General features: G+C 49.0%; 8 protein-coding genes. 5 read left to right on the top strand and 3 right to left on the bottom strand.

Annotated features, from left to right (window positions below):
- Nucleotides 1-185: 185 nt before the first annotated feature.
- The 4 genes from putA (at nucleotide 186) to A1OO_RS11145 (ending at nucleotide 10,477) form a co-directional block, all read left to right on the top strand.
- Nucleotides 186-3,293, top strand: a complete 3,108-nt coding sequence (putA, locus tag A1OO_RS11160; RefSeq protein ID WP_017003064.1) for a bifunctional proline dehydrogenase/L-glutamate gamma-semialdehyde dehydrogenase PutA — start codon at nucleotides 186-188, stop codon at nucleotides 3,291-3,293.
- A 23-nt stretch (nucleotides 3,294-3,316) separates the two neighbouring features.
- Entirely contained in the window at nucleotides 3,317-4,027 is a 711-nt protein-coding gene (locus A1OO_RS11155; RefSeq protein ID WP_017003063.1) for a hypothetical protein, read from the top strand.
- Nucleotides 4,028-4,081: 54 nt separating this feature from the next.
- Nucleotides 4,082-5,578 (top strand): sodium/proline symporter PutP, encoded by a 1,497-nt coding sequence (gene putP / locus A1OO_RS11150; protein ID WP_017003062.1) that lies wholly within the window; start codon nucleotides 4,082-4,084, stop codon nucleotides 5,576-5,578.
- 273 nt (nucleotides 5,579-5,851) lie between these two features.
- Nucleotides 5,852-10,477 (top strand): hypothetical protein, encoded by a 4,626-nt coding sequence (locus A1OO_RS11145; protein ID WP_017003061.1) that lies wholly within the window; start codon nucleotides 5,852-5,854, stop codon nucleotides 10,475-10,477.
- 15 nt (nucleotides 10,478-10,492) lie between these two features.
- On the opposite strand, the gene yieH is transcribed toward A1OO_RS11145, so the two are convergent.
- From yieH to A1OO_RS11130, 3 genes are all read right to left on the bottom strand, one after another.
- A complete protein-coding gene (gene yieH / locus A1OO_RS11140) occupies nucleotides 10,493-11,185 on the bottom strand; it encodes a 6-phosphogluconate phosphatase (protein ID WP_016959903.1) in 693 nt (230 codons plus the stop codon).
- A gap of 253 nt (nucleotides 11,186-11,438) precedes the next feature.
- Nucleotides 11,439-12,569 carry an HlyD family secretion protein gene (locus tag A1OO_RS11135; protein ID WP_016959902.1) on the bottom strand — a complete coding sequence of 377 codons (1,131 nt, stop codon included), beginning with the start codon at nucleotides 12,567-12,569 and terminating at the stop codon, nucleotides 11,439-11,441.
- Complete coding sequence (locus tag A1OO_RS11130) at nucleotides 12,569-12,937, bottom strand: DUF3302 domain-containing protein (protein ID WP_016959901.1); 369 nt, start codon at nucleotides 12,935-12,937, stop codon at nucleotides 12,569-12,571. Before A1OO_RS11130 ends, A1OO_RS11135 begins: the two co-directional genes overlap by 1 nt.
- 305 nt (nucleotides 12,938-13,242) lie before the next feature.
- Here A1OO_RS11130 and A1OO_RS11125 point away from each other — a divergent pair, with 305 nt between their 5' ends.
- Complete coding sequence (locus A1OO_RS11125; protein ID WP_016959900.1) at nucleotides 13,243-13,908, top strand: fumarylacetoacetate hydrolase family protein; 666 nt, start codon at nucleotides 13,243-13,245, stop codon at nucleotides 13,906-13,908.
- The last annotated feature ends 4 nt before the right edge of the window (nucleotides 13,909-13,912 follow it).

Below are 13,912 nucleotides of genomic sequence, written 5' to 3'. Positions count from 1 at the left end.
AAATAAATTGTTATGCCTTGATAAAGGCAGTGGTTCTCTGTTTGTTAATCATCGGAGTTTTTTGCAATAATGCCGCAGAATTTTGAAAGACTCCCCGTCATATCACACCTAGAATCGGTCGCTAATCTAACATATTAGTAACATTTACCACTGCCTCGTGGTTTCAAGGAGAGAGGAATCTGCTTATGTTGAAAGCGACCGATGTGTTGGTGCCAAGCTATCTTGAGCAACCATCGAAAGATCTGTGGCCGGCTATTTCTGCCCACTACTGCGTGGACGAAAGTACGCTACTTGAATCATTGATTCCGTTGGCAACGCCATCGGCGCAGGAACGCAGTGAAGCAGAAGCACGTGCCACTGAGCTTATTGAGCGGGTGCGTGCAGATAAAAAAGCGGTGCAGATGATTGATGCGCTGCTCCTAGAATACAGTCTGGACACCCGAGAAGGCATTTTGCTGATGTGTTTGGCCGAAGCCTTGATGCGAGTGCCGGATAAGAAAACCGCAGATGCATTGATCCGTGACAAGTTAGGCGTGGCGGATTGGAAGGCCCATCTTAAAGGCTCTGACTCGTTATTTGTTAATGCCTCAACGTGGGGTCTGATGTTGACGGGGAAAGTCGTCAATTTGGATGAACGCGAGGAAGGCGGTCCCAGTAAGGTGATAAACCGCTTTGTGAACAAGATGTCTGAGCCAGTGATCCGCCAGGCTATGCATCAAGCAATGAAAGTGATGGGACACCAGTTTGTGCTGGGTCGTAACATCAATGAAGCGCTGGATAATGGCAAGCCACTGCGTCAAAAAGGTTTTTCATACTCTTTTGACATGCTTGGCGAAGCTGCGCTGACCACGCAAGATGCGCAGAAATATCTGAATGACTACATGCAGGCGATTGAAACAGTCGCACAGCATCTTCAAGTGGGTGGCGCACCGACGCCATCGGTTTCGATTAAACTCTCTGCGCTCCACCCGCGTTATGAAGTGGCCAATGAAGATCGCGTTCTGAGCGAGATGTTTGACACTGTGCTGGGGTTGCTCAAACGCGCTCGTGAGCTAAATGTTGCGATCACGATTGATGCAGAAGAAGCGGATCGCCTTGAGCTGTCGCTAAAACTGTTCGAAAAACTGTTCACCCATGAACACATCAAAGGGTGGGGACAGTTTGGTCTGGTTGTTCAGGCTTACTCAAAACGTGCTCTCCCTGTCATCGTTTGGCTTGCCGCTCTAGCTCGCGAAAACAACACCAAGATCCCGATGCGCTTGGTCAAAGGGGCGTATTGGGACAGCGAAATTAAGCTGTCACAGCAAAACGGCTTACCGGGCTACCCGGTCTACACCCGCAAAGAGGGTACGGATGTTGCGTATCTTGCTTGTGCCCGGTTTCTCCTGTCTCAGCACGTTAGTGGCCTAATTTTCCCGCAATTTGCTAGCCATAACGCCCAAACCGTTGCAGCGATTCATGCCATGGCTTGCCATGATGATTATGAATTCCAGCGTCTTCATGGCATGGGCGATGCGCTTTATGCCCATGCACACGCCATGTTTGGCCAATCTGTCCGTATCTACGCACCTGTAGGCAGTCACAAAGACCTTCTGCCGTATCTCGTTCGTCGCTTGCTCGAAAATGGCGCTAACAGTTCGTTTGTTCACCGTTTGGTCGATGCACGTTGCCCAGTCAGTGACTTGACGTCGCATCCTGTCGACATGCTGGCATCACGCCCAACGCTTCATAACCCACGTATTCCTATGCCGAATGAGATTTTCGGTGAATCGCGCAGGAACTCAAAGGGCGTCGCTATCGACATTGAAAGCGAATGGCAAACGTTTGATGCCAGTGTTCAACGCTTCATGGCCACGCAATGGCAGGCCGGCCCTATTATCAATGGCGAACGCTTGTTAGGTGGTGAGCACAACGTGGTCGCGCCTTATGATCATCGCATTGACGTCGGCGTTATTCGTTGGGCGAATGCCCATGATGTTGATACTGCACTTTCTGTTGCTGCTGACAACACAGAAGCTTGGCGTACCTTGCCGACGGCAGAAAGAGGTAAGTACCTACTTCTACTTGCGGACAAGCTGGAAGAGAACTTGGGCGAGTTGGTCGCGCTTTGTCACCGTGAAGCGGGTAAAACCATTCATGACAGCATTGATGAAGTGCGCGAAGCGGTCGATTTTCTCCGTTACTACCCAGTGCAAGCCGAGCAAGTGATAAGCGATCTCCAAACCTTTACGCGCTTTGATGGCAAGACGGCGATACTCCGTCGTGAAGGCCGAGGTGTTTTTACCTGCATTAGCCCTTGGAACTTTCCGCTAGCCATATTTATCGGTCAAATTTCAGCGGCCTTGGTAACGGGGAATACCGTCGTGGCCAAGCCCGCAGAGCAAACGTCGTTGATTGCATTCCGCACCATTGAATTACTGCTGGAAACGGGCATACCGAAAGGCGTGATCCACCTGCTTCCGGGCAGTGGCGCAGTGGTAGGTAGTGCATTGACGGGTGATGATCGCATTGCGGGGGTTGCTTTCACGGGCTCAACGCCAACCGCGCAGCGCATTAACCAAACGCTGGCTTCTCGTCACGCGCTTCCGGTGCCATTTATCGCAGAGACGGGCGGGCAAAATGCCATGATCGTGGACAGCACTGCATTGCCAGAGCAGGTGACTCGAGATGTGATTCGTTCAGCATTTGCTTCTGCAGGGCAGCGTTGCTCCGCCCTTCGTGTGTTGTATGTCCAACAAGACGTCGCTGATCGCGTGATTGGTTTGATTAAGGGCGCGATGGCAGAAATGCGGGTAGGTTTACCTTATCTGCATTCCACCGATGTCGGTCCAGTGATTGACGAATTAGCGCAGCAAAAGCTGCAAAATCACGTTAATGAGCTATTTAAAACCAGCAACTTCATCGCTAAAGCGCCGATGGGCAGTGAAACGCGAATAGGCACTTACATTGCTCCCGTGGCCTTTGAAATCAACAGTATTACACAGCTGACTCAAGAGCACTTTGGCCCGATTCTCCATGTGGTGCGTTATCACGCTGATCATCTTGATCGTGTGATTGATGACATTAATCATGCAGGCTTTGGGTTGACGCTGGGTGTTCACAGCCGCAACGAAAACACCTATCGGCATATTGAATCACGCGCAAAAGTGGGTAACTGCTATATCAACCGTGATCAAGTTGGCGCGGTGGTTGGCGTGCAACCCTTTGGTGGACAAGGCCTATCAGGCACGGGTCCGAAAGCGGGTGGTCCGCACTATCTCTACCGCTTCACCAAAGAGGAGGTTGTGGCATGAGCAAGGTTCAAGGAATACAGAATATGACAGAAACAACGCGCTTGGCGGCACAGAGTCTAGCGGTCTGGGAAGAGTGGAATGGCATGGGTGTGGCAGCTCGTCGAGTGTTACTGACTGCTTGGGCTGACAATGTAGAACAGCGTGGAGATGTTTTTGAAACCGCCGCACAAATGATTCGTTTTCATTTGCAACACGCCGAAGCTTTGTTAGAGCCAGTACACGATATGCCAGGCCCGACAGGGGAAACCAATGAACTGTATACCGCAGGTCGAGGCTTATTCCTGATCACGGGTGACGACAGCTTGTCACTGACGGCTCTAGCCGGACAGCTGACGGCAACCTTGGTTGCAGGAAACTGTGCGTTGGTGGCTGTACCTGCTGCATTGCGTCACGACACAGACGCCCTGCTGGCTGACTTGGTCAAAACAAGCGTATCTGACCGACTCGTGCCCACGATCGATCTCAATCACGTTGACAGCGCCTTAGCGGACGCACCTCTTTGTGGGGTGGCCGCCGTGGCCAGTGATGCACTTTTGATTGAAATGAACCGAACCTTGGCTGCCCGAGACGGTGTGTTGGTCCAATTTGTCGCTGAGAACAATGCCGACCTGCTGCCTATCGTGGCCTCGCCAACCTATCTGCTTCGTTTTATTACAGAGCGAACGCGAACCATAAATATTACTGCTGTAGGGGGCAATGCCACCTTGTTAGAACTCGGCAGTGGTGAACATTAAAACCAACAAAAATTGGGCGTCTTATTTTGGCGCTCGCGCATTGAGGGAAATAGAATGATTGAAAACAGCGTTGCAATCAGCGCCACGTTTATCGTGTACCTGGTTCTTATGCTTGGCATTGGCATTTATGCCTACAAACGTACATCCAGCTCGGAAGACTACTTCCTTGGCGGTCGATCGCTGGGCCCTTGGCCTGCGGCTATTTCTGCCGGCGCATCTGACATGAGTGGCTGGTTGCTGCTTGGTTTACCGGGTTATGCTTATGCCGCTGGCATCGAATCCTTGTGGCTGGCGGCGGGTTTGTTAGCAGGCACTTACTTAAACTGGCTGATATGCGCCAAGCGACTTCGCACCTACAGTATTGAAGTTGATAATGCGCTGACCATTCCAGAGTTTTTGTCGCGTCGCTTTGAAGACAAATCCAAGTTACTGCAAACCATTTCCGCGTTCTTCATTTTGCTGTTCTTCCTTTTCTACACCAGCTCTGGTCTGGTTGCTGGTGGCAAGCTGTTTGAAACCGTGTTCGGCCTTGATTACAGTACCGCAGTTGTTGTTGGCACCGTGTGCGTGGTGTCTTACACCTTGTTCGGTGGTTTCTTGGCGGTATCGTGGACCGATCTGGTTCAGGGCTTGTTGATGGCTGCGGCCCTGATGATTGTGCCAATTGCGACCATGGACGTTGCGTTTACTGACCTGCCTGGGGCATTGGAAGCGAAAAATCCAGAATTGCTAACGCTTTGGAATGACATTAACGGTGAGCCTCTGTCTGCGATTGCAATCATCTCTTTGGTTGCGTGGGGGCTGGGTTACTTCGGACAACCACATATTTTGGCGCGTTTTCAGGCTACCCGTACCAACAAAGACATCACGACAGCGCGTCATATCGCAGTGGTTTGGAGTGCCATCTCTATGGTGGGTGCTGTGCTGATCGGTCTTGTGGGAATCTTGTATGTTGACCAACACCTTGGCGGTGAACTGGCTGACGGCGAAACCATTTTCATGTATCTGGTGAATGCGGCATTCCACCCTGTGATCGCCGGCATTCTTTTAGCGGCTATCTTGGCTGCGGTGATGAGTACAGCAGATTCACAATTGTTAGTTTCCTCTTCGGCATTGGCAGAAGACTTCTACAAACAAGTATTCCGTCCGCAAGCATCAACGAAAGAAGTCGTCATGGTGGGTCGTTTCGCCGTGGTTGTTCTTTCTGTTGTGGCATTGGCGCTGGCGATGAACCCAGAAAGTTCGGTGCTTGGCTTAGTGTCATACGCGTGGGCAGGATTTGGTGCAGCCTTTGGTCCTGCGCTGCTGTTGAGCTTGTTCTGGAAAGATATGAACCGCAATGGCGCACTCGCTGGGGTTATCATCGGTGGCGTGACTGTGGTTGTTTGGAAACAAATCTCGGGCGGCATTTTCGATATCTACGAAATCGTACCTGGATTCATTTTCGCTTCTGTTGCCATTATCTCGATAAGCAAAATGACAGGCGGTGCAGCGGATACAGTCATGCAAAAATTTGATGATTATGAACAGAGCTTAAAGACACTGCCATAACTCAACATTGAATTGAATTCTTCAAAAAGAATTCATGAAGCAGAAAAGGGGGGATGCGAAAGCATCCCCTTTTTTATTTCAATCATAGGGTTAGTGTGAGTGGACTGATTTACTCATACTTTTCTCATGCCTAGCATGAGTATTGAATTATTAACAGATAACTCAAAAGCGAGATTCATGGGCTACAGTTACTAATGGGCAAATGCGTCTAGCGACCTATTTTTTTGTTGCACCGTTTAACCCGTGAGTTAAGAAAAGGCTGAGGGCGTTGATATGGCAAGCAAATTAATCATTACACAACTTGAAGGCAATGCACTGATTTTTGCCGCAGATGGAAGTGTGAGGGCGGCAGAGCAATATGCAGAGCTGAAGCCCGATGAAGTGCTTGTGACCGAAAATGGCGGTGCCGTGCTAAAAGAAAACGGCGACCGTGAGATACGACTTGGCCCAAATAGCGGCTTTCTTTTCGAACCTCCCCCAGAGTCTGACAACGATGTAAATGCCCTGAAGCGTGGTGTCGAAGAAGGTGATGACCCAACAGAAGGCGCGGATCCTGCAGCGGGAGAGCAAAGCAGCTCGTCCGTGTTTTTTGGCGCTGGCAATGTGATCGTACAAGCTGCAGGCAGTGGCCGCCCTGGTTTGGGAGAGCTATTGCAAGAGGCTAAAGGGGAGGAGAACCAAAGCGTTGAGCCCCTGTCTATTAACAATTTCACGACGCAGCAACTAGGTTCTTTGTCTACCTTACAACGATTTTTTCTTGATCGTCTGAATCAAAGCGAGGCAAACGAAGAGTCTACGGCTTCCATTACAACGCCAGACATTACCACCTCTGCGTCCCCAACGCCTGTGCCCACAAACCCAGAGCCATCTCCGTCATCAGAACCCACTGATCCTTCAGATTCTGACTCTGGCAATAATGCACCCGCAGTGACGCTCGCATTGAATAACGTCACTGAAGAGTCGGTATCTGAAGGGCAGTCAGTTGCAACGATCACGGCGACGGATGTCAATAATGATGCTGTGACGGTTAACTTGCTTAACAATGAAGCCAGTTATTTCCGCATTGAAGACGGGCAGGTCGTTCTAACGCAAATCGGGGTGGACGCCATCAATGATGATGCGCTCGGACTTGATGCGTTGGAAATCGTCGTTGAAGCCAGCGATGGTGATTTGGTTGAACAAATCAGCGGTACGATTACCGTGAATAAAGTGAACGATAACGTGCCTACTCTCACTGTGGACGCAGTCAATGTGACGGAAGACGCGGTCTCCGAAGGCATGGTATTGGCAACCTACACGGCCAATGACGCAGATGGAAATACTCTCACCTTTACCCTCACTGACAATGATGATGGCTATCTGTCAATACAGGACGGTAACGTGACGTTGACTGCGGAAGGTGTTGCTGCCATTAATAACGACGCTTTGTCTATCGAGGCGATTGCCGTCAATATTACGGTGAGTGACGGAGACTTTCAGACCAGTGCTTCCGATCTTGTGGTGGTAACGCGCGTGAACGACAGCTCTCCTGACATATCAGTGATTGCGAGCGATGTGACGGAAGATAGTGTATCAGTCGGTCAAACGATCGCGACGTTTACGGCATCAGATGCCGATGGCGGCGATTTGACGTTCTCACTGTTGAATAATGACAGCGGCTACTTTGTCATTTCCGGTAGCAATGTTCAGCTGACAGAAGCAGGTGTAAACGCGATTCAAGATGATGAGCTGGATATTCGCAGCTTGTCGATATCTGTCACCGCTTCTGATGGTGAAAATCAGACGACCGCGACAGATACGATTTTGGTTGGTCGCGCCAATGACAACTTACCTAATGTATCAATATCGGTGAATTCACTGCTGGAAGAAGACGTGTCGGAATTGACGTTAGTCGCCACGGTGACAGCGACCGATGCAGATAATGACCCAATAACCCTTACGTTAGCAAATAACGAAAGTGACTACTTCGTTTTAACCGGCAACGAAGTGTATCTAACTGCGACAGGCGTTGCTGCTATCAATCAAGATGGCGTAGATCCTCTCACGGCGATGTCGTTATCAGTACAAGCGTCTGATGGCACTTATTCCGTGGTAGCGACAGAATCAGTGAGCATTGATCGGGTCAACGACAACGACCCAACCATCACGTTGAATGTCTCCGACGCGATGGAAGAATCTGTCAGTGAAGGCCAAGTGCTGGCAACGATTGTTGCATCAGATCTAGATTCAGATTCGCTGGAATACAGCCTGATGACTGCCAATGCGGATTGGCTAGAAATCGATGGGGATGAAGTGCGATTGACTGCTGATGGCGTCGCTGCCATCAATGATGATGTGGCAGAGCTGAACAGCATCAGTTTCAGTGTGACGGCAGATGATGGTGACCGTCAAAGCAGCGTGGACGCCGATGTGACGGTGAATCGTGTCAACGACAATGCCCCTGTGATTAGCCTCACGGTGAACGATCTGACCGAAGAGTCCGTGTCAGAAAACGATGTGGTGGCGACCTTCACCGTCTCTGATGCGGATGAAGATGCGTTATCGATTACGCTCATTAACAACGATAGCAATTACTTTGTGTTGAGTGGCACGCAAGTGTTGCTTACTGCGACAGGCGTTGCTGCGATTAACAGCGACAGTGCAGACCCCTTGCTTACCTCAATGTCTTTCTCTGTGACAGCAAACGATGGTACAACGACCACAGAAGCGTCTGCCACTGTGTCCGTGACACGTATTGAAGATATTGTGGCGGCAGATGACCAAGATGAGATTACAGCACTAGGTACTATTACTGGCAATGTGATCTCAGGGCTAAATGGCGATGGCAGCGATACTGTGCACGATGGTGTTACCGTGACGCAGGTAAGCTATCTGGGTGATGATTACGTGCTGTCGGAAGGCAGCGTGACAATTGCGACTGAGTCTGGTTCTTTCACCATGACGGACGACGGCAATTACACCTATATCTCATCCATTCAAACTCAATTCTATGCGAGCGAGCTTATCGCGGCATTTGATAGCTCAAATGGCGTGACTTTCTATGGCGCCGGCTTAGACCAAAACATCTTCCTTGGTGGCAATGCCGCTGCAGGGCTAGATTTGGACACCCTCTTAAACCAAGAAATTCATGATGACAATCCTGCTCCAGCCAACACCAGCGACGATGTGATTGATGGCGGTAATGGTGATGACGTTCTCTACGGATATGGTGGCAACGATAACATCGAAGGAGGTAACGGGGTTGATGAGCTGCATGGCGGAGAAGGTAACGACATTCTCTCCGGTGGCAATGGCAAAGATGTGCTTTATGGTGATGCGGGGAACGATACTCTGGACGGCGGCAGAGGTGGAGACCGTCTTGTCGGTGGCGAAGGTGACGACACGCTAACATTGGGCAATGGCCCTGATGTGGTGGTGTTTGAGTCCGGCACTGACACTGTGAATGGTTTCAAAACCAGTAACGACAGCAGCATCATCAAGAATGCCACCTCAATCGACACATTCGATGAACTCATGATGGAGCAAGTCGGTGATGATACCCATATCACGCTCGACACTGGCAAACTGATTTTAAAAGACATCGATATAGATGATTTGGATACCGACAACTTTACCTTTGAAGGTGCTGTTGCTGGTGGAGATTACGCCGCATTAGTGTATGGGTTTCGTGATGAAATTGACCAGACTATCTTGACCCTGAGTGGACTCAATACCGACGACACCTTCGATTACTACTTGTATGGCGCTGATGGCGAGCAAGTGGGTAAGGGGTCTTCAACCTACACCGGAAGCGATGTGACTATCGAGGCGACAGAAAATACCTCGTTTCGCTACTTAGTGATAGACAATACCGATGTGCTAGTGGAAGCGCTTTATGGATCGTTAGAAACCCTGTCCCTTACGGATGAAGCTTTCATTTACACGGTTGTTGATAGCGATTCAAACCTAGATCAAGCCACGCTGACGATAAGCTTTGACGACGCCACCAGTTTGGTTGCAACCGTTCAGACCGCTGGGCTCAGTGGTGAAGTTAGTGGTGCGCATATTGCCGAAGGAAATCTGGTTAATAATGATCACCTTACAGGCGATTGGTCTCTGTCTGCGGTCAGTTTTGACGGAGCGATCTATAACGCTGCAGAAGGCATCATGCTGATTGAAACACCCTATGGATCGCTGACCATTTATGGTGAAGATGAAGGCACTCATAAAAAAGGAGACTTCAGCTATCAATTGATGACAGATGTCACTGAAAACGACGTTCTGGAATCGTTTAGCTATGAATTAGTCAATGATAGCAGCGGTTTGCGTTTTGAAAGCACGCTGGATATCCGCCTTGCAGACAACACCAATGAAGATTTGAGCGACCTTGTCAATACCACTGAGTTGACGGGTGACGACAACGCGAATTTGTTAGCGGGTCATCAAGGGGACGATACCATCAGCGGCGACGCGGGTGCTGATCATATTTACGGTGGCGCGGGTATTGATGTCATTGATGCTGGCTTAGGTGATGATCTGATTGTGGGTGGCAAGGGCAGCGATTCGCTAACAGGCGGGACGGGCGCAGATGTATTTGCGTTTCTTAAAGGCGATGCCGACACGTTTGCGACAGACGTGATTGCAGACTTTGATGTTGCGTTTGATAAATTGGATTTGTCTGATCTCCTCGAAGGTGCAAATGCAGATAACATTGATGATTACTTGGTATCTCTAAGTGACGAAAATGGTAAAGCGACACTATCAGTGGCGAGCGACGGTGAGAACACCGATCAAGTTATTGTGTTTAATGACAAATCGCTCACAGAGTTGAGCCAGGATGTACTGGGTATTGCATCAGGATCGGGTTCAGAAATCTTGGGTCGAATGTTAGAAGATGGACTGCTGATCACGCATCAATAGTTTCAGATACGCCAGCTAAGCCCAGCTATTAGACAGAGGAAGACTCGCCATGAGAGATTTGAGCTCTTTGATAGAGCTTACACACGTTACTAACGGGTGATCAATTTGCATCTTCTTACCCTCATTCAGATACACCGTTCGCATACCTGCATTTACCCCTGCTTGTACCCCCAAAATTGTATCATCCACAAATAAACATTGGTCAGTGGGAGCCGCCATATTCATCGCTGCATAGTGAAGTAAATCGGGTGCAGGTTTCCAGCTGTTAGCATCAAACGCGCTGAATAGCCGACCTGTAAAGTGCGAAAGTAACCCTGTCATGCCGAGCGACAGTTCCATTTTTTCTACGGGGCCATTGGATGCCACGCACATATCGACTCCGGCTTCTTCAAGCATGTTGAGTAAATCAGGCACGCCATTAATTGGAGTGAGGTGTGTTTTAAATAAAGATTCGCACTTTTTCCGATACAGCGGCTCTAGCTCGTCTAAAGAGATTAATAGCCCATATCGCTCACAGGTCTGAAGCAAAATATCAGCGAGTTTCCCACCTTGGAAATTATCTAAACATTCTTGTAAATCAAGCACGATATCGTAGTGAGCGAATACATCGACCATGGCCATTTGACTGAGGACTTCACTGTCTACCAGCGTACCGTCACAGTCAAAAATAACGCAAGACAAAGGGGTGTCGTAGTCAAAAAGATTCATTCGATTTTAGTTAACCTGTTTACTGGGTTGAACAATCGGGCATACCGTAAGCCTTGACCTGACTAAGAAATTCGACAAGTGCTATTTAGTAAATTGCCAACTAGGTCTTGTCATTGGTGGTTAATCGGGGGAAAAATCAACGCCAGATCGGGTTTTATTATCAGTGAGTCAATGTGTTAGAAATGGGACGGGGAAAGGCGATCCTCGGCTCAGGAAGCCGAGGATCTAACAAGGGAAATGTGTGTCGTGAGTGTTAGTGGTCGAGGTATAGGTAGTTCTGCCAGCTCTTCATGCGGATAAGAATTTTACGCATGATGGAGACATGGTGGAAGCTGTCAGAATAAACGGCAATTTCAACGTTGGTGCCAAATGGAAGATTGTACTCGCTCATATCATCGTTGATTTGAAGTACCACCAAAGCTCTGCCCTGCTTATTGAACATGGCATCACCAAGCAGTGCACCCTGCGCTTGAACTTGTCCTTCTCCAATAGCGGGTATGACTTCAACGACTTCTCCGCTGAATGTTTTGCCCGGCAAAGCACGGAAAATAAATTCAGCCTCAAAGCCCGTCTTCAAACGGAGCAAACTGTTTTGTCTGAATGCGCCTACAAAGCGCTCTTTTTCTTCATTCACGAACGTCATAACAGGACGCAAAGGCATAGGCACAGCCATCATGCCAGGGCGGAGTGTTACTTGTGTCACTAAGCCGTCAGTTGGCGCACGAACCACAGTGCTGTCGAGATCAAATTGAGCTTGTTCCAAGCTCGCCTGCGCTTGTGCAACCTGCGTGTTCACACCATCAATAACAGATTCTAACGCAATAAGCTGGCGACTTTCTTCTGCTTCAGCAGCGGCTAACAAGGCTTGTGCAGCAAGATAAAATTGTCGTTTGTTGTCAACGTCAGACTTGGTGAATGCGCCTTTTTTTGCCCCTTTTTGGTAACGCTCAAATTCCAATTTGGTGCGATCGCGTTCTGCGACTGCTCGCAAGGTATTGGCTTTAGCCGTTTGATATGAGGCTTCCAAACCTAGAGCAGATTGTTTAGCTGCGGTGAGTGCTGCTTGAGCGTCAATCACGCGTGAGTTAAATCGCGTTGGATCAATCTTGAATAGCACGTCACCTTGCTTTAAAGGCTGGTTGGGTTGTACCGGTACTTCCACCACTTGTCCGCGTACATTGGGAATGATAGGGGTAGTGACATACACATTGCCACCTAGCGATGTGTGAGGGTGGTTATAGTTCATTAGCAAAATCAATGAGCCAATGAGCACCACGCCACCTAATACAGCGGTAGGCACTGTCCACTTGTTTAAAGGAATACGAAATATTTTGAAAATAGCGATACATAGCGCGGTATAGGTGAGAATAAGCAGTAAATCCATTAGATTTCTCCCTTTTTCGGCGCTAGGTCGTCTTGTGATGGAGGCGTTGATGAAGGTTGTTTTTCCAACTCTTGCACTCTTTTCTTGAGTGCGTTTAACTCCTCCTGTATCGACTCTTGATTGTGCTCAAGCGTACTCATGCCCCAACCTCTGTCGTGTTGCCAAAGCGTTGCCCATATCCACAAAAAAGGCCAGAGGACGTGTAACGTGAACAAGCTGACCCATCCGGCATGATGAATTGCGTCCTGATGGGGGTGATTGCGCTTTTTAGCGATTTCATAGGGAATGTCATGAATCACTATCACGCCGTAGAAGATGACCAGCGCGACAAAAATCAGCAGCGCCAGCGCGATGTAATCAAGGTTCATTTTTCATCCTTAAAATTTTGATATTGATATAAACCTACCTGTTTGCCTACATTTGAACACATGAATAGATGTGGGCACGGATAAGGCATTGTCAGTGTATAAGAATTTTCATTCCGTCTCATTGTTTGTATGTCCAATAATTTTGAACCGACAAGCAGCGATGACAGTCATTCGCCATTTTTGTTTGAAGGCGCGGGATTGTTTGCTTGTGTGCGGAATCGAGTACACTGAGATTTCAATGCTAGGTGTTGTATCAAAGCATCTTGAGGTGGCTGAGGTGTATGTTTTCAATAAAAGGAGAAGGGATGTATTCGCACACATGGAAAGACGGCAAAGGCATTGCGTTACCGGCCGGAAAAGTGGTTTGTATTGGCCGGAATTACGTTGAACATGCCCAAGAGCTGAACAACCCAATTCCTGATGAGCCCGTGTTGTTTATCAAACCCTCCACAGCGCTGGTAGGCTCGTCTTCTTCTCTGGTGCTAAAAGAAACCCTAGCCCCTATACATTACGAAGCAGAACTGTCCGTGCTGATTGGTCAGCCGTTAACTCATGCAACGGAAGCCGAGGTGCGAGAAGCGATTATGGGTTTAGGTGTTGCACTCGACCTGACGCGACGAGAAGCGCAAAGTGCGCTAAAAGAAAAAGGGTTGCCGTGGGAGATTGCGAAAGCGTTCGATGGCAGCTGCGTACAATCCCCGTTTGTGGCGAATCACCAAATGGACTTAGCGTCGACCAAGTATGGGTTGGATATTAATGGCGAAGCGCGTCAGCGAGGCGATACACAATTAATGATAACGCCTGTGATCGCTTTGATTTGTCACCTTACTCAATACTTCACCCTATTGCCGGGGGACATTGTACTGACAGGGACGCCAAAAGGTGTTGGCCAACTGCATGCGGGCGACGAGTTGGCGTTGTCATTGTCGGGTGACACTCTCGCGAATTTTCGCTGTGTGGCTGCGCCTTAAATAG

Origin of the sequence: Enterovibrio norvegicus FF-33, from assembly GCF_000286835.2 — a bacterium.
In the GTDB taxonomy this organism is placed as follows: Bacteria; Pseudomonadota; Gammaproteobacteria; order Enterobacterales; family Vibrionaceae; genus Enterovibrio; species Enterovibrio norvegicus_A.
The sequence above is the reverse complement of the archived record's forward strand: the minus strand, read 5'-3'. Positions and strand labels throughout refer to the sequence as shown.

What these genes read in the sequence shown, in the direction of transcription:
- A1OO_RS11145 (WP_017003061.1), top strand. Translation starts at nt 5,852, where the DNA reads ATGGCAAGCAAATTAATCATTACACAACTTGAAGGCAATGCACTGATT.
- A1OO_RS11155 (WP_017003063.1), top strand. Translation starts at nt 3,317, where the DNA reads ATGACAGAAACAACGCGCTTGGCGGCACAGAGTCTAGCGGTCTGGGAA.
- A1OO_RS11130 (WP_016959901.1), bottom strand. Translation starts at nt 12,937, where the DNA reads ATGAACCTTGATTACATCGCGCTGGCGCTGCTGATTTTTGTCGCGCTG.
- putP (WP_017003062.1), top strand. Translation starts at nt 4,082, where the DNA reads ATGATTGAAAACAGCGTTGCAATCAGCGCCACGTTTATCGTGTACCTG.
- A1OO_RS11125 (WP_016959900.1), top strand. Translation starts at nt 13,243, where the DNA reads ATGTATTCGCACACATGGAAAGACGGCAAAGGCATTGCGTTACCGGCC.
- yieH (WP_016959903.1), bottom strand. Translation starts at nt 11,185, where the DNA reads ATGAATCTTTTTGACTACGACACCCCTTTGTCTTGCGTTATTTTTGAC.
- A1OO_RS11135 (WP_016959902.1), bottom strand. Translation starts at nt 12,569, where the DNA reads ATGGATTTACTGCTTATTCTCACCTATACCGCGCTATGTATCGCTATT.
- putA (WP_017003064.1), top strand. Translation starts at nt 186, where the DNA reads ATGTTGAAAGCGACCGATGTGTTGGTGCCAAGCTATCTTGAGCAACCA.